At 71.3% G+C, this 18855-nt stretch carries 16 protein-coding genes; 3 read left to right on the top strand and 13 right to left on the bottom strand.

What is annotated here, in order from left to right; all coding sequences use genetic code 11:
- Nucleotides 1-3 precede the first annotated feature (3 nt).
- The gene (locus JAP66_RS30400; protein WP_307849784.1) at nt 4-579 is read right to left on the bottom strand and encodes a CGNR zinc finger domain-containing protein; all 576 of its coding nucleotides are present in this window, start codon (nt 577-579) and stop codon (nt 4-6) included.
- A gap of 83 nt (nt 580-662) precedes the next feature.
- Between JAP66_RS30400 and JAP66_RS30395 the strand changes: the two genes are divergently transcribed.
- Entirely contained in the window at nt 663-1355 is a 693-nt protein-coding gene (locus tag JAP66_RS30395; RefSeq protein ID WP_199435314.1) for a haloacid dehalogenase type II, read from the top strand.
- A 60-nt stretch (nt 1356-1415) separates the two neighbouring features.
- Nucleotides 1416-1874 (top strand): PPOX class F420-dependent oxidoreductase, encoded by a 459-nt coding sequence (locus JAP66_RS30390; RefSeq protein WP_199435313.1) that lies wholly within the window; start codon nt 1416-1418, stop codon nt 1872-1874.
- 27 nt (nt 1875-1901) lie between these two features.
- Here the strand turns inward: JAP66_RS30390 and JAP66_RS30385 are convergent, their stop codons facing one another.
- The 9 genes from JAP66_RS30385 to JAP66_RS30345 all read right to left on the bottom strand — a co-directional run bounded on the left by JAP66_RS30385 (nt 1902) and on the right by JAP66_RS30345 (nt 12984).
- Nucleotides 1902-2603 carry a maleylpyruvate isomerase family mycothiol-dependent enzyme gene (locus JAP66_RS30385; protein ID WP_199435312.1) on the bottom strand — a complete coding sequence of 234 codons (702 nt, stop codon included), beginning with the start codon at nt 2601-2603 and terminating at the stop codon, nt 1902-1904.
- A complete protein-coding gene (locus JAP66_RS30380) occupies nt 2600-4288 on the bottom strand; it encodes a (2,3-dihydroxybenzoyl)adenylate synthase (protein WP_199435311.1) in 1689 nt (562 codons plus the stop codon). The genes JAP66_RS30385 and JAP66_RS30380 overlap by 4 nt, the downstream gene beginning before the upstream one ends.
- Nucleotides 4269-6362, bottom strand: a complete 2094-nt coding sequence (locus tag JAP66_RS30375; protein WP_199435327.1) for an acetate--CoA ligase family protein — start codon at nt 6360-6362, stop codon at nt 4269-4271. The genes JAP66_RS30380 and JAP66_RS30375 overlap by 20 nt, the downstream gene beginning before the upstream one ends.
- Nucleotides 6363-6367: 5 nt before the next feature.
- On the bottom strand, nt 6368-7951 hold the full coding sequence (locus JAP66_RS30370) for an FAD-dependent monooxygenase (protein WP_199435310.1): 1584 nt from the start codon (nt 7949-7951) through the stop codon (nt 6368-6370).
- Complete coding sequence (locus JAP66_RS30365) at nt 7951-8763, bottom strand: fumarylacetoacetate hydrolase family protein (RefSeq protein ID WP_199435309.1); 813 nt, start codon at nt 8761-8763, stop codon at nt 7951-7953. Before JAP66_RS30365 ends, JAP66_RS30370 begins: the two co-directional genes overlap by 1 nt.
- Entirely contained in the window at nt 8760-9848 is a 1089-nt protein-coding gene (locus JAP66_RS30360; RefSeq protein ID WP_199435308.1) for a cupin domain-containing protein, read from the bottom strand. The genes JAP66_RS30365 and JAP66_RS30360 overlap by 4 nt, the downstream gene beginning before the upstream one ends.
- Nucleotides 9845-11197 carry an MFS transporter gene (locus JAP66_RS30355; RefSeq protein WP_210770800.1) on the bottom strand — a complete coding sequence of 451 codons (1353 nt, stop codon included), beginning with the start codon at nt 11195-11197 and terminating at the stop codon, nt 9845-9847. The genes JAP66_RS30360 and JAP66_RS30355 overlap by 4 nt, the downstream gene beginning before the upstream one ends.
- Nucleotides 11198-11302: 105 nt before the next feature.
- Nucleotides 11303-12127 carry a PaaX family transcriptional regulator gene (locus tag JAP66_RS30350; protein WP_199435307.1) on the bottom strand — a complete coding sequence of 275 codons (825 nt, stop codon included), beginning with the start codon at nt 12125-12127 and terminating at the stop codon, nt 11303-11305.
- 278 nt (nt 12128-12405) lie between these two features.
- Nucleotides 12406-12984, bottom strand: coding sequence for a TetR/AcrR family transcriptional regulator (locus JAP66_RS30345; RefSeq protein WP_199435306.1), 579 nt, complete (start codon nt 12982-12984; stop codon nt 12406-12408).
- A gap of 103 nt (nt 12985-13087) precedes the next feature.
- Between JAP66_RS30345 and JAP66_RS30340 the strand changes: the two genes are divergently transcribed.
- Complete coding sequence (locus JAP66_RS30340) at nt 13088-13984, top strand: SDR family oxidoreductase (RefSeq protein WP_199435305.1); 897 nt, start codon at nt 13088-13090, stop codon at nt 13982-13984.
- 263 nt (nt 13985-14247) lie between these two features.
- Here the strand turns inward: JAP66_RS30340 and JAP66_RS30335 are convergent, their stop codons facing one another.
- From JAP66_RS30335 to JAP66_RS30325, 3 genes are read right to left on the bottom strand one after another with little or no spacing between them, the layout of a single operon-like run.
- The gene (locus JAP66_RS30335) at nt 14248-15639 is read right to left on the bottom strand and encodes a sulfatase family protein (RefSeq protein WP_199435304.1); all 1392 of its coding nucleotides are present in this window, start codon (nt 15637-15639) and stop codon (nt 14248-14250) included.
- A 36-nt stretch (nt 15640-15675) separates the two neighbouring features.
- Nucleotides 15676-17274 (bottom strand): arylsulfatase, encoded by a 1599-nt coding sequence (locus JAP66_RS30330; protein ID WP_199435303.1) that lies wholly within the window; start codon nt 17272-17274, stop codon nt 15676-15678.
- Nucleotides 17271-18830 (bottom strand): sulfatase family protein, encoded by a 1560-nt coding sequence (locus tag JAP66_RS30325; protein WP_199435302.1) that lies wholly within the window; start codon nt 18828-18830, stop codon nt 17271-17273. Before JAP66_RS30325 ends, JAP66_RS30330 begins: the two co-directional genes overlap by 4 nt.
- Nucleotides 18831-18855: the final 25 nt, after the last annotated feature.

Below are 18855 nucleotides of genomic sequence, written 5' to 3'. Positions count from 1 at the left end.
GCGTCATCCTTGCGCACACCCGGGTCCGCGACGCCCGGCTGTGGTCGAAGCTCGTCTGCGAGCTCGGTAAGCCGCGGCCTTGACGCGGTTGCCGCACTCGTCCATCCCGCACCAGGCGCGCCGGGCGCCGCGCGAGCGGTCGAGATAGATGCGAGTGCAGCCACGGCGACCGCACTCCTTGAGACAGGCGTGGGGATCGGCGAGCACGGCGATACCGCTCCTGGCTATCTGGGAGAGTACGGCACGGAGGTCTCCCGACACATGCAGACCTGCGTCACTGAGCTCGATCGTGGGCACCGGCCGGGCGGCCGTGTCGTTGACGATCTCGAGGCTGCCCGGATCGAAGGGCCTGTCGAGCACCCGGTCGAGAGCGAGTCGGTAGATCGCCTCTCGCAGTGACAGCGCGGACTCGAAGGTTGCGAAGTCGGCGGTGGCACGCTCGGGGAGTTCGTCGCATTCGGCCACCCACCGCTCGAGATCCGCGGGCGCGGCCAGGAGGTCGATGGGCTCGTCTCGACGAGACACGACGGTGCCGGCCAGGTCGAGGGCCGGGTTGCCGCTCACGAACGCGAAATGCACGTCACCATCTTGACCGGTGACGCGACCTGGGGCAAGATCCGTCACCTACCGAGATGGTGACGCGAGCGCGAACAGGAGAGCGCATGGCCCAGATCCGCGACATCGAGGCCGTCGTCTTCGACGTCCTGGGAACCATGGTCGACGAACCCGGTGGGCTTCGGGCGGAGATTCGCGACGCGATACCCGCGTCCGACGATGCGTCTGTCGACGAGCTGCTCACCGTGTGGCAGGAGCATGTCGAGCTCCAGCAGCGACGCGTCGGGCAAGGACGCCGCGCGTACGTCAACAGCGAGATCATCGACGGAGAGGCAGCGGTACGGGTGGCCGACCATGCCGGGCTCGCCGATCCGGCGACCATCGCCCGGCTGGCCACAGCGGGGCAGCGCCTGCCTCCCTGGGGCGACTCGGTCGCCGCTCTCGAGCGGCTCGCGCAGCGCTTCCCCGTGCTCGGGCTCTCCAACGCAGGCCGCACCGCACTGCTGCGACTCAACGCATATGCCGGGCTGCGCTGGCACCAGGCCTTGTCCGCCGAAGCCGTCCTGGCCTACAAGCCGGCGCCGGCCGTCTACCAGCTCGCCATCGACACCGCCGGATGTCCACCGGAGCGCGTGCTCATGGTGGCCGCCCACGCGTGGGACCTCCGCGGAGCCCAGGAAAGCGGCATGCGGACCGCCTACGTCCGGCGACCGGTCGGGGATCCACCGGCGAGCTCCGATGCCTTCGACTGGCGCTTCGGCGGACTGGACGAACTGCTCACCGCGCTGACGCCGAGGTAGCCGGCTCGCCGCCAAGCCGAGTCCGGCCCCGGCACTCTTCACGGAAAGGACCATGAACTCATGCCCCGCATCGCCGCAGCCGACCGCGTGGACCAGCAGGCGCTGCTGGAGTTCCTGCGATCGCGTCACCGGTGCCTGCTCGTCACCACCCGGGCCGACGGCCGCCCGCAGATGTCCCCGGTCACCTGCGGTGTGGACACCGAAGGCCGGATCGTGGTCTCGACGTACCCGGAACGGGCCAAGACCCGCAACGTCCGTCGGGACCCGCGAGTATCGCTGTGCGTACTCTCCGACGAATGGGACGGCCCGTACGTCCAGGTCGACGGGCGGGCCGAGGTACTGGACATGCCCGAAGCCCTCGACGGTCTCGTCGAGTACTTCCGCTGCGTCTCCGGCGAACACCCCGATTGGGACGAGTACGGTGAAGCGATGGCGCGGCAGAACAAGTCGCTTGTCCGCGTCCACATCGAACGGTGGGGACCGATCTCCACCGGCGGCTTCCCACCCCGGCTCGCGTAGTACCCGGCGCCGGGCGCCGCCGGGCGCTCAGAGCCACGCGGGCAGCGCGGGCCACTGCTGCGAGCGCAACCGTCCGGTCAGCCAGCCCACGAGGTCCGCGGCCGGGGCCTTGATCGTGCGCTCCGACGGTGCCGCGCCGAGTCGCCACGTACCGGCGCGGTCGGTCGGCGCGAGCGTGACGGCCGGGCAGCCGTCCTTTCGCGACAGTGCCGCCGTCACGTCGTCCAGCAGCAGGCCGGCCACACCGTCCGGCAGCTCGGCGACGGATGCGCCGCCGTCGAGGTCGATCGCGTGCAGCCACACCTCGCGGATGCGCATCCACGGGATCTCCGCGGCCGGGACGGCCCGTCCGAGCGCGCTGCGCACCTGCGCCTGCCACTGCTCCGCGGTCAGCACCTCCAGCGCCGCATCGAGCGTCTCGGCGCTGGAGACCAGTTCCCCGCGCAGGCTCGCCGGTGGCGTGGCCGCGGACTCCTCGATCTCCGCGTTCCGCTGGGCACGGTCGGTGTACATGGGTGTCTCGACGCCGGTGCGGGCCCAGGTGGCCAGCCGGGTGAGTGCTTCGGCGTTGCGGGCCACGTGCCCGAGCACGTGTGCCCGCGTCCACCCCGGCAGGCGGCTTGGCCCGGCGAACGCGTCGTCGCCCAGCCTGTCCGCCCACCGCAGCAGATACGCGGTACCTTCGCGCATCCATGCCAGGGTCACCGTGATGTCGTGCCGCCCGGTCATGCCGTCACGCCCGGGGAGAGCCGCTGCGCGATGTCCTCGCGCAGCGCTTTCTTGTCGATCTTTCCCACCTTGGTAGCCTTCAGCTCGTCGACGAGCACGAGATGCTCGGGCAGTTTGAACTTCGCCACGCCGATCCGCTCCATGGAGCCGCGGATGTCCTCCAGCGTGACCGTGGCGCCCGGCTTCGGTACGACGTAGAGGCAGACGCGCTCGCCGAGCTCGCGATCAGGCATCGCGACGGCGGCGACCTGGCGCACGGCAGGCAGCTGGTAGACGAGGTTCTCGACCTCTTCCGCGGAGATCTTCTCCCCGCCGCGGTTGATCATGTCCTTGTCCCGGCCCTCGACGATCAGGTTGCCCTCGGGCGTCATCCGGCAGATGTCCCCCGAGCGGTACCAGCCGTCCTCGGTGAACGCCCGTGCGTTCTGTTTGGCGGCCCTGTAGTAGCCGCGCGGGGTGTACGGGCCGCGGGTGAGCAGCGAGCCCGGCTCTCCGGGCGGCACGTCGGCGTCCAGCTCGTCGACCAGGCGCACCTCGTCGTCCGGCGACATCGGGCGCCCCTGGGTGGTGCAGATGACCTCCTCGCTGTCGTCGAGGCGGGTGAAGTTCAGCAGACCCTCGGCCATCCCGAACACCTGCTGCAAGGTCGCCCCGAGAACAGGCCTGACCTTCCGCGCCAGGTTGTCCGCGAAGCGGGCACCGCCGACCTGGAGGACCCGCAGGCCGGCGAGCTCCCGTGCGCCGCGTTCCCCGGCGTGTTCCAGCCAGCGGGCCGCCACCGCGGGCACGGCCGCCGTGTGGGTGACGCCCTCCGCCGCGATCGTGGCGAAGGTCCGTGCGGGCTCCGGCGAGGACAGCATGACGACGCGCCCGCCCGCGAGCAGCGTACCGAGGATGCCCGGGCAGGCGAGCGGAAAGTTGTGTCCGGCAGGCAGGCCGACCAGGTAGACGGTGTCCGGTCCCATGCCGGCGATCCGGGCCGACGCGCGGGCGTTGTAGGCGTAGTCGTCGTGGGTCCGCGCGATCAGTTTCGGCAGGCCGGTGGTACCACCGGAGAGCAGGAACACGGCGACGTCGCGGCTACCCGGTGAGATGCCGGCCAGCCGGGCACGGTCCGCCGCCGGGTCGGCGCCGTGCCCGCACAGAGCCCGGAGATCCACACTTCCCGGTGCGACGTCGTCCCCGGACACGAGCACATGCCACGGCTCACCGGTCACCTCTCCCACGGCGGGCGCGAGGTCGTGCGCGAGTGTCTGGTGGTCGAAGTCGCGCAGCACGTCGGGCACGGCGACCGCGGTGGCCTCGGCGTGCCGGGCAAGATAGGTCAGCTCGGTGCGGCGGTGCGCGGTCAGCGCCATCACCGGCACGACGCCGATCCGCAGGCACGCGAGCGTGAGAACGACGAACTCCCACCGGTTGGGCAGTTGCACGATGATCCGGTGGCCTGGCGCGAGTCCGAGATCGAGCAGCCGGACGGCCGCGGCGTCGGCCCGTGCGGTCAGCTCGGCATGCGTCAGCCGGGTGCCATCTCCGGCGTCGATGAGGGCAGGCGCGTCCGGAGTGCGCTGCGCGGCCTCGCGCAGCAGGTCACCGAGCGGGACGCCCGCCCAGTAGCCTGCCGACACGAACCGCTCGACGTCGGCGTCCGGCCAGGCAACGGTGTGGTCACTGATCGGACTGGGCATCGTCGGCCTCCCTGGGGATGATCACGGCGTCCAGCGCGACGAAGCCGTCGCGGGTCAGCCGCAGCGGATTGACTTCGATCTCGTCGATGCCGGGGTTGGCGACGAGCAGGTGCCCGAGCGTGCTCACCACCCCGCCCAGCTCCTCGGGATCGGCGACCGGACCGTCACGCCACCCGCCCAGCAGAACGCTGCCCGCGAGCTCACCGGGCATCTCGGCAGCGCGCGCCGGGCCGAGCGGCGCCAGCCGGATGGCGACGTCGGCGAGTGCCTCGGCTGTGGTACCGCCCAGGCCGAGCAGGACGATCGGACCGAAGACCGGGTCGCGCCTCGCACCGACCACCAGGTCCACACCGGACGGTGCCATCGCCTCCACGAGGTAGCGCCGTGCCCCGGTGGCGTCGAGCGCGTCCAGGGCCGCGTCGAGGTCTCCGGCAGTCCGCACGCCGAGCTGTACCCCGCCGACCTCCGTCTTGTGGAGCACGGCGGCGTCGAGCAACTTCACCGCGACCGGCCCACCCAGCTCGCGCAGCGCCGCATGCGCGCTCGCCCGGTCCCCGCAGACCATTCTCGCGGCGGTGGCGATGCCGAGCCGGTCGAGCACGTCCTTCACCTGGTTCTCGTCGTGTGCGCCGCGGATGCCGGTGGGGACAGGAACCGGCGCGGGCTCTGCACGGTCGCGGGCACGAGCCCGGGCGTCGGCGACCAGCGCACCCGCCGCGGCCGCGACCCCACGGGCGTCGGCCGCGACGGCGACCCCGGCGGCCAGGAGCGCGCGCCGCTCCTGGGCCACCCTCGTCCCGCTGCCACCGACCCCCAGCACCACCGGCACCTGCGGTACCCGGCCGCGACGCACGGCGGCCGCGAGATCGACGGCGTCCGGCTCGTGCAGTGCGTACCCGGCGATCACGTCGACCTTCGGGTCAACGGCCACTGTGGTGAGGACGTCACCGAACTCGGGCCCGGGCCGACCGGTGTCGACAGGGTTGCGCTGGAACGTCATGGGCGGCAACAGCTCCGCGAGCCTGCGCCGGGTGCCGTCGGCGAGCTCGGGCACATGTTCCCGACGACCGCGCAGGTCGTCGAGCAGCAGCAGACCCGGGCCCGCCTGTGCGGTCACCACACCGACCCCCGGGGTGGCAGCCGGGCGTGCCCGGGTGACCGCGAGCGCGCCGGCCGCGTCGACCAGTTCCCGCTCGTCCGCGACGAGCACGGCGCCCGCCTGCGCCAGCGCCGCTCGTGTGGTGCGCCAGGAGGTCGCCAGCGCGCCGGTGTGGGACGCGGCGAAAGCACCGACATCGTGGCGGCCGACGACGAGCGCGACCAGCGGGCGCTCGCGCGTGAGCCGCCGCACCGCGTCGACGAGCCGGGGCCCGTCGGCGACCGACTCCACGTGCAGCGCGACCGCTCCCGTGTGGGGATCCTCGGCGAGGTGGTCCAGGACATCCGGTGCGGTGATGTCCACACCGTTGCCGACGCCGACGGCGAGGCTGATTCCGTGCCCGGCCTCGGTCAGCAGGAACGACACCGCGTGGTTGACCCCGCCGCTGGCCGCCACGACCGCGACCCGGCCTCGCCGGACCCCGGCGACGCCCGGCACGAAGCTGGCCGTGACACCGGCGTGCGGCGCCAGGAAACCGCTGGTGTTCGGTCCCAGCACCCGGATCCCGGTTTCGGCGGCCACCTTGGCGACCTGGCGCTGATGGTCGACACCCGCACCACCGGCTTCGGCGAACCCGCCGCCGCAGACGACGGCGGCCCGCACTCCGGCGTCCGCGGCCTCGGACAGTACGTCCGGGCACGCCGCCGCCGGCACGCAGATCACCGCCAGGTCCACCGGCCCGGCCTCGGCCGCTGCCCGGATCGAGGGGTGCATCGTCTCGTCGCGTCCGTTGACGAGCGCGAGATGTCCACCGCCGGTGGCGAACGAGGACAGTGACCGGGCCATCGTCGCGCCGAGCTTTCCGGGGGTGCGCGAGGCGCCGATCACGGCGATACCGCGGGGCGCGAACATCGGGGTCAGCCCCCCGTCGCCCGATGGACGCGACGGGTCCGGCTGCTCCTCGCCGACCGGCATGGTGGTCACCCGGCACCCCCGACCAGGTCGGCACGGCCGGACAGGACCGTGGTGAGTGCCCGGTCCGCGTCCGCCTCCCGGTCGACCAGCAGTGCCGGGAGCCGCTCGACCAGGCGAGCGCGCTCGCACACCAGCGTGCGGGTCAGCGGCGTCCCGCCATGCACGGCGGCGAGCACCGGGCTGCCGGACGCCGCCACATCGGCGAGCTCCTCGTACGCGGCGGGCAGCCCCGTCTCGGACCCTGGCGCCTCGATCGTCACACCCCACGGCCCGGGCCGCGCTGCCCGGGCCAGCGGCAGCTTCGATGACCCGACGACGTGCTCGGGTGTCCCGTCGCCGGCGAAGCCGACCTTCACGAGGCGGCCCGGCGCCGACCAGCCGCCTGCCTCGAACGGGGTGTCCAGCGGTCCGGCACCGTGTTCCCGGGCCCACGCACGATGGCTCCCCGCGACGAAGCCAGGGTCACGTCGCGCCAGCCGCGCGTCGGTGATGCTGCGGGACAGGAAGTGGTAGGCGAACTGCCAGGGCTCGAACGCGTCGTGGTACCGGCCGAAGTGCTCCCACCACGCCAGGCTCGGCCGCGCGGAGTCCTGAATCCTGCGCACCGACGGCTGCGCCATGTCCTCGTAGGCCGCCAGCGCGGCAGCGAGGTCGTCCGGGTGCTCGGTCAGCGCGCGAGAGAGCGCGACCGCGTCCTCCATCGCCATCTTCGTGCCGGAACCGACCGAGAAGTGCGCGGTGTGCACGGCGTCCCCGAGAAGCGCCACCGGCCGCGGGCGCAACGTGTGCCACCGTTTCGTGCGCCGGGTCCGGAAGTTGCCCCAGCGCGAGTTGTTGCTCAGCAGTCGTCTGCCGTCGATCTGCTCGGCGAACAGCTTCTCCAGGTAGTCCTGGGACACCAGGTCGCTCTGGCCGGGCGGCTGGGTCACGTCGAACTCGTCCAGCCCCGCCCGGCGCCACGTCGCCTCGTCGGTCTCCACGATGAACGTCGAGGCCCTGTCCGAGATCGGGTAGCCGTGCACGGCGAACACCCCGTCCGGTCCACGTTCGTGAATGAACGTCAGACCGTCGAAGAGGTAATCGGTGCCGAACCAGATGAACTTCGCCGTCGCGGTCTCCAGCTGCGTGCCGAGGTCGACGGAGCCGCCGCTCTCGAGCTGTCGGCGGATCTTCGACCCCGTGCCGTCCGCGGCCACCACCAGGTCGTATCCGCCCAGTTCATCGAGCGTGACCTCGGTGGAGAAGCGCAGGTCGGCGCCCACGTCCCGCGCCCTGGCCTGCATCAGGGCCAGCAGGGTCCTCCGGACGATGGCGGCCATCCCGTTGCCGCCGCAGCGGATCCGCTCGCCCTTGAGCCTGACCTCGATCTCGTCCCAATGGCTGCCGTGTCCGGTCAGCGCATCACGCAGCACCGGGTCGGCCTCGTGGATGCCGGCGAGCGTGCGATCGGAGAACACGACGCCGAAGCCGAACGTGTCGTCGGCCCGGTTGCGTTCGAACACCGTCACCTCGACCGACGGGTCGGCGCGCCGGATCAGGGTGGCGAGGAACAGCCCGCCGGGACCGCCACCCGCGACAGCGATGCGCATCAGCGCTCCCTGGTCATGGTGTTGCGCAGCTCGCCGACGCCTTCGACACGGGTGGTCAGCCGCGAACCCTCGGTGAGGTAGCGCGGTGGCTTGCGGGCGTGCCCCACCCCGCCAGGCGTGCCGGTGGCGATCAGGTCACCGGGCACGAGCGTGACGATCCGGGAGATGTAGGCCACCAATGCCGCCGGACCGAACACGAGGTCGGCGGTGTCCGCCTTCTGCACGACGTCATCGTCGACGACGCAGGTGATCGCCCCCGGCTCCGCATCGGTCACCAGCCACGGACCGACCGGGGTGCTGCGCTCGAAGGTCTTGCCCTGCAACCACTGCACCGACCGGTACTGGAAGTCGCGGGCCGTGACGTCGTTGACGACGGTGTAGCCTGCGATCGCCGCGGCCGCCTGCTCCGGGGTCGCGTGCCGGACCTCGGCGCCGATGACCACCCCGAGCTCGGCCTCCCAGTCCACCTGCTCCGAACCCGAGGGCAGCGCCACCGGATCGTGCGCACCGACCAGGGCACGCGCGAACTTCGCGAACAGCGCCGGGTGCTCCGGCAGTTCCCGCCCCATTTCGAGGATGTGCGTGCGGTAGTTGAGCCCGACGCAGAAGATCTTCTCCGGCCTTGGCACGACCGGGGCGTACTCCAGCGCCGCCAGGCCGTGACGCGGGCCGTCGGCGCGCTCGGCCTTGATCCTCCAGTCGGCGTCGGCAAGGAACACGCCGAGATCGGGTGCCCCGACCTCCACGGCGGCGTCGGCATCGACCCGCACGGCGGCGCTGCCGGAGGCGGTACGAATGGTGGCGAGCTTCACGCGGTGACATCCTCTCGGGTGGTGCGGGCAAGGCGCAGCGCCTCGAACACGGGCTCGTCGGAGAAGCGGAACGCGTCCAGACCGGCCTCGCTGTGCAGGGAGAGCGGCGCCCAGGACGGCACGGCGAACACGTCGCCCTTGGCGACCTCGTAGCGCTCATCGCCGATTGTCACCACCCCGGAGCCCTCGAAGACCTGCCACACGGCCGACCCGGCAAGGCGCACCGGGGCCGTCCGGGCTCCCGCCCGGAGCCGGTGCATCTCGCAGCGGATGGTGGACAGGCAGTCGCCTGCCGTGGCGGGGTTGGTGAACCGGACGGCCGCGTGCCCCGGCTCGACCACGCCCGGATACCCCTCGTCCTCCAGTTCCAGCTGAGCCCGCAGCGCGGCATCGGTGTGCTCCCAGCGGTAGGCCATGAGCGGTGAAGCCTTCGGCCCCGGGGCACCGACCGGCGCGAGGCCGGGATGGGCCCACAGCCGCTCGTTCCGCGAGGTCGGCGGTGTGTCCTTCGTGGACAGCTCGTCCGGGCCGAACTCGAAGAAGCCGGCGTCGAGGTAGCGGACCAGCGGGATGTCGAGTCCGTCGATCCAGGCCATCGGGCGGTCGGCCGTGTTGTGGTGTTCGTGAAAGTGCATTCCGGGGGTCAGGAGCAGGTCGCCCCGTCGCATGGCGACCGGATCGCCCTCCACGTTCGTCCATACGCCTTCGCCGTCGACGACGAACCGGAACGCCGTCTGGGTGTGCCGGTGCGCGGGGGCTTCCTCGCGCGGGCCGAGGTACTGGATCGCGGCCCACAGCGTCGGGGTGGCGTACGGAGTGCCCGCAAGCCCGGGGTTGCTGAGCGCGATCGCACGCCGCTCTCCCCCGCGGCCTACGGGAACCAGCTCACCTGCGCGCTCCGCCAGGGGCAGCAGGGTGGACCAGCGCCACAGCGCGGGCACCGCGTCCGGGCGGGGGGATGTCGGCATCAAGCCGCCGATCTCTGTCCACAGCGGAACCATGCTCGCCGCGTCGAAGGCCGCGTGCAGCTCGTCGAGCTGCGCCTGTTCCTCGGCGGTGATCTCCGGAACGGATGCCGTGCTCATGTCGTCATTCCCTCCTTGGTCGCCTCGTGCGCCCGCGAGTCGCCGACCGCGGATGCGTGGTCCGTCCGGCCCGCCCGTGGCACGAGGCCGACGAGCAGCGCACCGGCCAGTGCGGGGACGGCGAAGCCGTAGAAGTTCCACTCGAACCCGATGCCGGAGGCCAGCACCCAGCCGCCGAACAGCGGTCCGACGATCGCCCCGGCCCTGCCGACACCCAGTGCCCAGCCCAGGGCCGTGGCGCGGATCGGGGCGGGATAGTGCACCGCCACGTAGCCGTTGACGAGGATCTGGGTGCCGACACTGCCCAGCCCCGCCACACCGACCGCCGCGAACAGCAACCCCGTGCCGACCCGCTGGCTGAGGACCACGAGGCACAACGCGGCGAGCAGAAACGCCGTGACGGTGACCGGCTTGGGGCCGAACCGGTCGGCCAGCACGGACGCGACGAGTGTCCCGACGATCGCGCCGAGGTTGAGCACGAGCAGGAAGGTCAGCGCCGACCCGAGCGGGTAGCCCGCCTCGCGCATGAGCTGCGGCAGCCACGTGTTGAGCCCGTAGACGAGCAGCAGCCCGCAGAAACTCGCGAGGCCGAACAGCAGGGTCGCGGCCAGCCTGCCGTCGCGGAACAACGCCGTCGGCCCGCCGGGATCGGTTCGCGCCGTTGCCGTCGCGGAGGTCTCCTGGCGCACCGGGTCGATCGCGATCCCGTAACGCCGGGCAAGCCGGCGCGCCTCGTCGTACCGGCCCTTGCCCATCAGGTATCCGACGGACTCCGGCAGGAAGCGCCAGGCCAGCGGCAGCACGATGACCAGCGGCGCGGCACCGATCGCCATCAGGGGCCGCCATCCGTGGTCGGCGGCCAGCGCGAGGGCACACACCGCCGCCAGCACGCCGCCGACCGAGTAGCCGACGAACATGAGCGCGTTGTACAGCTGGCGCCGCCCGCGCGGTGCGTACTCGACGGTCAGCGCGATGGCACTGGGAATGACACCGCCGAGGCCGAGCCCGGCCAGGAAGCGGAACAGGCCGAGCAGCCACGGGCTCGGCGCGAGCGCGCAGGCCACCATCAGCGCCGAGAACCAGGTGATGCCGGCCAGCATGATTCGTCGCCGCCCCACCACGTCGGTGAGCGCGCCTGCGCTCAACGCGCCGATGAGCATTCCCACCAGCGCGTAACTGCCGATGGCACCGGCTTGGGCAGGCCCCAGTCCCCACCCTGGCTCGGCGAGCAGGCCCGGCACCGCCGAGCCGTAGACGATGAGGTCGTAACCGTCGAAGACGATCGTCAGGAAGCACAGCCCCACGACGACGAGACCGGATCGATGAGGCGTGTCAGTCGGCACTGACATGAGCACCACGCTCCTCGTTGAACCCACGCAACACCACATGGCGAAGCGTCCTGGCTCAAGTTACAACATCGATCCGACGACCGTCTAGAAAGTGGAACTATTTCGTCAGCCCGCCTTCTCGGCCACCGGTCCGTCCGCACCGATCAGCTCGTCCACGCTCCCCTCCGCGGCACCCCGGAGAAGACCGTGTGCCTCCAGGAAGACCTCGTGCGCCTGGCGCCCGTGCCAGCCCTCCGGCAGCAGCTCCGGCGGCAGATCCGGGTCCCGGAACGGGAACCTGCGGTAGTCCTGCACGAGCCGCATGCGTTCCGCCAGTGCGTCGGATCCGCCGAGTCCTCCGGCCCGATAGCGGCTGAGCCGGGGCCGGTACTCGTGCAGCAACTCGGCGTAGTCACGGTCGAGCTGGCCGAGGTCCCAGGCACGTGCCGCGATGTCCCGGTCGGCCTCCAGGCCGACCGAGCGGGACCGGAAGATGTCCAGCCGCACGGCCGGCTCCTCGGCGAAGGCCTCGCGCACCAGGTCGGTGCGGTCGTGCGGACTGAGCCACACCGACGCCGACAGCGGACCGAACCCGAACCAGGCCAGCTTCTTCCGCAGTTGCTCGCGGACGCCACGCTCGGACTCGGGAACCGAGTACAGCACCATGTGCCACTGGCCGTCCCACGGGCCGCGCGCCCGGTTGAAGATCCGGTCACGGCCCTCGTCCAGCAGCTTCCAGGCCGCATCGGTCAGGGCATAGACGGTTTCCCGGCCCTCCCGCCTGCTGCTCAGCCAGCCCTCTTTGCGCAGCCGCGTGACCACCACGCGGACGGTGGCCTCCGGGACGTCGAACCATCCCATGAGAGCGACCAGGTGCCGCAGGCGCACCTCGCCGCCCCGGTAGCGCAGATAGTCGCCGAACAGGTCGAACACGAGCGAGCGGGCCTTCACGAACCACCTCCGGAATCTTTCGACCAGTGTGCCAGCCACCGGGCTGACACGACTCAGTCTCCGTGCGGCCGACGTTCGATTGACATAGATTCCCCCCGACTGCCAGGGTCTCAATGTGCCACATCTTCGCGACGGCCGTCAGAATCTTGTACAAGTCTGACGACTGGCACGCACCAACGAGGTGGACCGCGGCGTGCCGTGGGAAGCGCAGCCGGCTGCGCCCTCGACACCGGAGTCCCCCGGCATCGCCGACCCGGTGTGGACTCGGGGCACCGCCGTCACACGGTCTCGACGCGTGTCAGTTCGCTGATCGCAGCAAGACCCTCGCGTTGCAGCTCGACCAGGTCACGGGTCTGATCGGGAGCGATCCACCGGGCGAAGGCGGTGCTGAACACGGACACGACGAGATCGCCGGCCAGGCGCGCGGGCACGTCCGCCACTCCGCGGTCGAGGAGCGCGGCGGTCACGGCGTGGGAGAGTTTCGCCAGCTTGAGCAGTTCCCGCTCCTGCAGCTGCTCGTTCGCGGTGATGATCTCGTTCCGTACGCGGGCGAAGTCGCGACCACGCACGTCCTGCAGGGCCCCTCCCACGGCGGCAAGCGCCGCGACGACCAGGTCGGCAAGGGACGCGTCTGCCGGTGCGCCGGCGATCGCGTCCACGAGGACCGCCTCGAGCTGCCCCTCGCCGGCGAACAGCACCTCACGCTTGTCCGCGAAGTGCCGGAAGAACGTCCGCTCGGTCACCCCGGCCCGTTCGGCAATCCCGGCCACCGTCGTCGCCTCGAAGCCGCCCTCGGCGAACAGTTCCATCGCCGCCCGCTGCAGACGATCTGACGCCCCAGGTGCCCAACGTGCCATGCCCGCATCTTAACCGGACCGAGCCAAGTGATGACAGAGGCTGACATCAAGGCTATGCTCGCTGATGTCAGCCTCTGACATCAGCGAGGGAGAATGAGCACCCATGCACGTCTTCGTCACCGGAGCATCCGGATTCATCGGCCGCGCCGTCGTCGCCGAACTCATCGCCGCCGGGCACGCGGTGACCGGGCTGGCCCGCTCCGAGGCATCGGCATCCGTCATCAAGGACCTCGGGGCGGGCGTCCACCGCGGCGACCTCGACGACCTCGACCAGATCCGCCAGGCCGCGGCGGAGGCCGACGGCGTGGTCCACCTCGCGAACAAGCACGACTGGGCCCATCCCGAGATCTCCAACCGCGCCGAACGGGCCACGGTCCGGACCATCAGCGACGCCCTCGCCGGGTCCGACCGGCCCTTCATGCTCGCCGCCGGCCTCGCGATGCCCGGCCTGGGGCGCCCGGCGACAGAGCTGGACTCCGATCCAGCCGTCGGCCCGGACTCACCGCGCGGCGGCGCCGAGAACCTCGCCCTGACCTACACCGGGAAGGGCGTACGCGTCATCCCCGCCCGCTTCGCCCCGACCGTCCACGGCGAAGGCGACCACGGCTTCATCTCCATCGTCGCCCAAGCCGCCCGACGGCGCGGAGCCTCCGTCTACCCCGGCGAGGGCGGCAACCGCTGGCCCGCCGTCCACCGCTCCGACGCCGCACACCTGGTCCGGCTCGGACTCGAGAGCGCCCCCGCCGGCACGATCCTGCATGCCGCCGCCGAAGACGGCGTGCCCGTACGACACATCGCCGAAGCGCTCGCCGGTCGCCTCGGCGTGCCGGCGAAGTCCGTCCCGGCAGAGCAGATCGCCGACGAGATCCCGTTCATCGGCCGGTTCCTCGCCGCCGATATCCCCGCCACCAGCAAGATCACCCGCGACCTACTCGCATGGAACCCCACCGGCCCCACGCTCCTGGAGGACATCACCTCCGGCCACTACGACCAACCCTGAACCGCCACCCGCTTCGAAACCCATCTCTCACGCATCGGAGGACATCAGACATGGGAAAATGCGACGGCACGGGCGCCGTGGTCTCAGGAGGCAGGAGCGGCTTCGGCCTTGCCACCGCGCGACTCCTGGCCGAGGGAACGTACGGGTTCTGATCACCGGCCGCGACAAGGCAAGCCGGCTACCGCCCACGAGCGGCGGACACCGAACGAGACCATCTCTATCGGCCGGCCCGGCTCGCCCTCCGCCAACGGGGCTCTGACGACTCACGACTCGGGGCTGTCTCCGGTCCGCTCGATCCACTGCCGGAGCCGGTCCTGCAGGCCGGTGCGGACAACGTGGTACGCGGGGTCGTGGGCGAGGTTGACGAGCTCGTAAGGATCGTCGTCGAGGTCGAAAAGCATCCAGGGTTGCCCCTCCAGGGAAACGTACTTCCAGTTGTCCCTGGTCACGATGCCGCGCCACGCCCGGTCGACGCTCTGCGGGTGGCCCGTCGGCACCGGCATGGTGAGGTAGGCGTCGTCCGGCGGGCCCTCCCACGTGGGCGGGCGGATGCCGGGGGTGGTGGCCAGGCGACTGTAGTCAGTGCCCTCCATCTCTGCTGGCACGGGTATTCCGCACAGTCCGAGTGTCGTCGGCGCGATGTCGACATGGTTGACCGGCACGTCCGGCCGGTTGGAGTTCTGGTGCTCGCGGCTGGGCCCGCCGACAAGGAACGGGATGCGGATCGACTCCTCCCACGGCCCCGTCTTGCGCCACTGTCCGTGCGAGCCGTGCATGTCGCCGTGGTCACTGAGGAACACGAGATAGGTGCTGTCGGTCAGCCCGAGCTCGTCCAGCGCCGCCCTGATCCGGCCGACGTTGTGGTCGACCCGTTCGACTGCGGCGTAGTACCCGGCCAGGTCCCGCTGCGCCCGCTCGGTGATCCGCGGGATGGCGGGCACATTGGGCCGCAGCCGCACGTCACCCGGCGTGTGCCGGGCCATGTCCTCGGCCGGCGCGGTGTACGGGTTGTGCGGCGGCTGTACCGAAAGCACCGCGAAGAACGGCTGCTCGGGCCGGTCGCGGGTCTGCTCGCCGAGCCAGTCGAGCAGCATGGTCGTCAGCCCGTCGGTCTCGTAGCCCGGCACCTGGAAGCGCTCCATACCGTCGGCCCGGTCGAGGACCGGCATGGACTCCGGAACGCGGCCGGAGTCCGTGTGCAGCTGGCAGTCGAAGGGACGGTTGCGGTTCTCGTAGGCCCACCAGTCGGTGAACCCTCCGCGGCGCTCGGGCGGGATCATCCGCGCCTGGTCGTTGTCCCACGCGGCGCCCGTTCCGGCCCGGTCGCCGTCGAGATGCCATTTGCCGATGTAGCACGTCCGGTACCCGGCGTCGTTGAACGCGTGCGCCAGCGTCGGGGTGCCCTCCGGCAACGGATCCCGGAATCCGGGCACGCCGTTGTTGTGCGGGTACCGTCCCGTGACCAGCGCGCCGCGGAACGGGCAGCACAGTGGCGAGCCGGACACGGCGCGTGTGAAGTTCGCGCCCTCGGCCGCCAGCCGGTCCAGGTTCGGCGTGCAGACGTTCGGGTCACCCGCGTACCCGGTCGCCTGTGCGCGCATCTGGTCGGTGACGATCCAGACCACGTTCCTCGGGCCGTCGTCCACGTTCGGCATGTTCCTCCTCGTTTCGCCCAGCACTAACACTGAGCGCTAGTCCGGTTGCGCGATACCCCAGCGGCTGAGCTCGACGATGCGCTCGCGGGGCACCACGCCGCAGCGGGCCGCCCATTCCGCCCAGGCGTAGGCGAGTTCGCGCACGAGCCCGGGCCGCTCTCCTGCCAGGTCGTGCAGCTCCGTGGGGTCGGCGGTCACGTCGTAGAGCTCCCAGTCGCCCGGGTAGTCGCGCACGAGCTTCCAGTCGCCGCGCCGCACGGCGGCGTTTCCGAGGTGCTCGTAGAACTGGCAGCGCTCGTCGTCACCTGGCGCGCCGCGCAGCGAGCCGAGCATGCTCACGCCCTCCGGTGGCAGCACATCGCGGTCGAGCCCCGGATACTCGGCGCCGGTTGCCTCCAGCAGCGTGGGCAGCACGTCCGGCAGGTAGTGCGGGGCGTCGCACAGGGTCCCGGCACGCTCGCCGAGCCCGCGCGGCCAGTGCACGATGAACGGCGAGGCGATGCCGCCCTCGTGCACCCAGCGCTTGTGCAGCCGGAACGGCGCGTTGGACACGTGCGCCCACTGCGGGCCGCAGAAGGCGAACGTGTCCTCGCCGCCGGGCGGGTGGTCCGGCTGTCTCCCTACGTACACCGGCCTGCCGTCGGTGGTGGCGGCGGGGATGATCTTCGGGCCGCGGTCGCCGCCGAGCCGGGGAGACACCTCCTCGGCGCACCCGCCGTTGTCGGACAGGAACACGAACACCGTGTCGTCGAGCTGGCCGCTGAGCCGCAGCTGCTCGACGATCCGGCCGATGCCGCGGTCCATGGCCTCGACCATGGCCGCGTAGACCTCCATGCGCCGCTGCTCGTAGTCCTTGTCCGGGGTGTCCTCCCACGCGGATACCTGCGGATCGCGCGGGGCGGCCTCGGTTTTCTCGCCGAGGATCCCAAGTTCGCGCATCCGGTCGATCCGGCGTTGCCGCACAACGTCCCAGCCCTCGCGGTAGTTCCCCGCGTGCCGTGCGATGTCCTCGTCTCTCGCGTGCAGGGGGAAGTGCGGGGCCGTATAGGCGACGTAGCAGAAGAACGGCCGGTCCCCGTAGCGGGCGCGGTGGTCGCGGACGTAGCCGACGGCCGCGTCGGTGATGGCGTCGGTGTAGTAGAAGTCCGGGTCCTCCGCCGCCTCGTGCGACACGTCCCGCTCACCGCGGCACAGCCCCTTGGGCGCGTAGTAGTTGCCGCCGCCGTCCAGCGTTCCGTAGAAGTGCTGGAAGCCGCGCCGGGTCGGCCACGCCACCGAGGGGCGGTGCTTCTCGTGGGACACGTGCCATTTCCCGCTCAGGTACGTCGTGTAGCCGCCGGCGCCGAGCACTTCGGCCGCGGTCACGCAGCGGTCGTTGAGACTGCCCGGGTACCCGCCGGGTCCGTCGTCGCCCGTCAGCTCGCCGATCCCGGCCTGGTGCGGGTGCAGTCCGGTCAGCAACGATGCGCGGGAGGGGCTGCACCGCGCCGTCGTGGTGAACCGGGTGAGCCGGACGCCGTCGCGCGCGAGCGCGTCCAGGTTGGGGGTGGGGATCTCGCTGCCGTAGCAGCCGAGGTCCGAGTAGCCGAGGTCGTCGGCGAGCACGAGCACGACGTTGGGACGCGCCGCGGTCACGACTGGCCTCGTCCCATCCTGCGGGCAAGCCGTTCGAACCGGCCCGGCGGCCACGCGACGTCCGGCGCGTGCCAGGACACGGGGGTGACCGGCGTGGTCGCGGCGAGCCGCTGTTCGAGATCGTCGGCCAGGTCCCTGCGCCCGGTCTGCCGCAGGTGGTCCGCGTAGCGCACCGGATCGTTGTAGTAGGTCGGTCCGGTCTGGAGCGTGGTCAGCATGGGGTCGGGCAGCGCGCCCGGCCGTCCCGCGTAGTAGTCCCACCATTCGGCCAGGTGACCTCGCATGCGCGCGGCCAGGTCCGGCTCGTCGGGCAGCAGGTCACGTGTCAGGTACGGGTCGGCGCTGACGTCGAACAGTTGCTCCCATTCGGCCCGGAACGCGCCGGGGTGATAGGTGCGGACGTAGAGGTGGTCCCGGGTGCGCACGGCCCGCTGGTAGGTGTGCGCGCCGTGCCCGAACACCAGGTACTCCCGGGAACCGATGCGCTCACCGCGGACCGCCGGAGCGAACGACGTGCCCTGCCAGCCATCGGGCACCGGGATACCGAGCAGCTCGCACAGGGTCGGCGCGAGGTCGATGTTGTACAGCAGGGAGTCGCACCGGCGGGCGTCCTCCGAGAGGGTGTCGGTGACGCCCGGCCAGTAGACGACGAGCGGGAGGCGGTGTGTTGGCTCGTTGGCCAGCCCGTGCTCGGCGTAGGAGCCGTTCTCCCCGAACGACTCGCCGTGGTCGGCGCTGACGATGATCGCCGTGTCGCCGGCGATGTCCAGCTCCTCCAGCGTCGCAAGGAGCTGACCGAAGTAGTGGTCCCAGTACATGACGGCGCCGTCGAACCCGTTGATCAGGTGCTCGAAGTCCGCTCGGGTCCGGATGGCGTCGGGCATGGTGTCCGGCACCGACGACGTCCTCGGCACCGCGAAGTAGTGCAGGTCGAGCGCGCTGCGCGGCCCGTACACCTCGGCGTGCCCGTCGATGGCCGCCTGGTCGGGCCAGGACGGCGGCGGACCCGACGCGGCGGCGCGCTCCGTCCACTGCGGACCGGTGAGGTATCCGGTGTGCGGCTCCCAGTAGGTCAGGTGCAGGTACCAGTCGTCCTCGTGCGCGTGCCTGCGCAGCCAGTCGATGGCCGCCCGGTTCACGTCGTGGGCCTGCTCGTCGTTGATCTCACTGGTCGCGCGGATCATCTCGCGGAAGTTGCCGCAGAAGTGGTAGGCGCGGTGCCGTTCGGCGAACATCGACACGGCCGCCGTGTAGTAGCCGTGCCTTTCGAGCTGCTGCCCGAGCAGCGGCCGGTGCGGATCGGGCCCGTGCCCGGCATCGAGCCGGAACCGGGCCGCCTCACCGAAATGCCCGATTACGCCGTTGGTGATGCCGAACTGGCCGCTCATCAGGGCGGTCCGCGACGGCAGGCACGGTGAGTCGGAGCAGTAGTAGCGGTCGAACACCACGGACTTCCCGGCGAGCGCCCGCAGATTCGGGGTGGTGGGCCGCTGGTAGCCGTAGGGCTCGGTATGGTCGGCTCGCAGCGTGTCGACGTCGACGTAGATGATGCGCATCAGATCCAACCTCCACAGGGTCGTG

Source organism: Qaidamihabitans albus (genome assembly GCF_016464705.1).
GTDB classification, from domain to species: domain Bacteria; phylum Actinomycetota; class Actinomycetes; order Mycobacteriales; family Pseudonocardiaceae; genus Qaidamihabitans; species Qaidamihabitans albus.
The sequence above is the reverse complement of the archived record's forward strand: the minus strand, read 5'-3'. Positions and strand labels throughout refer to the sequence as shown.

Excerpts from the sequence above, each read along its gene's own strand:
- JAP66_RS30395 (WP_199435314.1), top strand. The coding sequence starts at position 663 with ATGGCCCAGATCCGCGACATCGAGGCCGTCGTCTTCGACGTCCTGGGA.
- JAP66_RS30390 (WP_199435313.1), top strand. The coding sequence starts at position 1,416 with ATGCCCCGCATCGCCGCAGCCGACCGCGTGGACCAGCAGGCGCTGCTG.
- JAP66_RS30385 (WP_199435312.1), bottom strand. The coding sequence starts at position 2,603 with ATGACCGGGCGGCACGACATCACGGTGACCCTGGCATGGATGCGCGAA.
- JAP66_RS30380 (WP_199435311.1), bottom strand. The coding sequence starts at position 4,288 with ATGCCCAGTCCGATCAGTGACCACACCGTTGCCTGGCCGGACGCCGAC.
- JAP66_RS30375 (WP_199435327.1), bottom strand. The coding sequence starts at position 6,362 with ATGCCGGTCGGCGAGGAGCAGCCGGACCCGTCGCGTCCATCGGGCGAC.
- JAP66_RS30370 (WP_199435310.1), bottom strand. The coding sequence starts at position 7,951 with ATGCGCATCGCTGTCGCGGGTGGCGGTCCCGGCGGGCTGTTCCTCGCC.
- JAP66_RS30360 (WP_199435308.1), bottom strand. The coding sequence starts at position 9,848 with ATGAGCACGGCATCCGTTCCGGAGATCACCGCCGAGGAACAGGCGCAG.
- JAP66_RS30355 (WP_210770800.1), bottom strand. The coding sequence starts at position 11,197 with ATGTCAGTGCCGACTGACACGCCTCATCGATCCGGTCTCGTCGTCGTG.
- JAP66_RS30345 (WP_199435306.1), bottom strand. The coding sequence starts at position 12,984 with ATGGCACGTTGGGCACCTGGGGCGTCAGATCGTCTGCAGCGGGCGGCG.
- JAP66_RS30340 (WP_199435305.1), top strand. The coding sequence starts at position 13,088 with ATGCACGTCTTCGTCACCGGAGCATCCGGATTCATCGGCCGCGCCGTC.
- JAP66_RS30335 (WP_199435304.1), bottom strand. The coding sequence starts at position 15,639 with ATGCCGAACGTGGACGACGGCCCGAGGAACGTGGTCTGGATCGTCACC.
- JAP66_RS30325 (WP_199435302.1), bottom strand. The coding sequence starts at position 18,830 with ATGCGCATCATCTACGTCGACGTCGACACGCTGCGAGCCGACCATACC.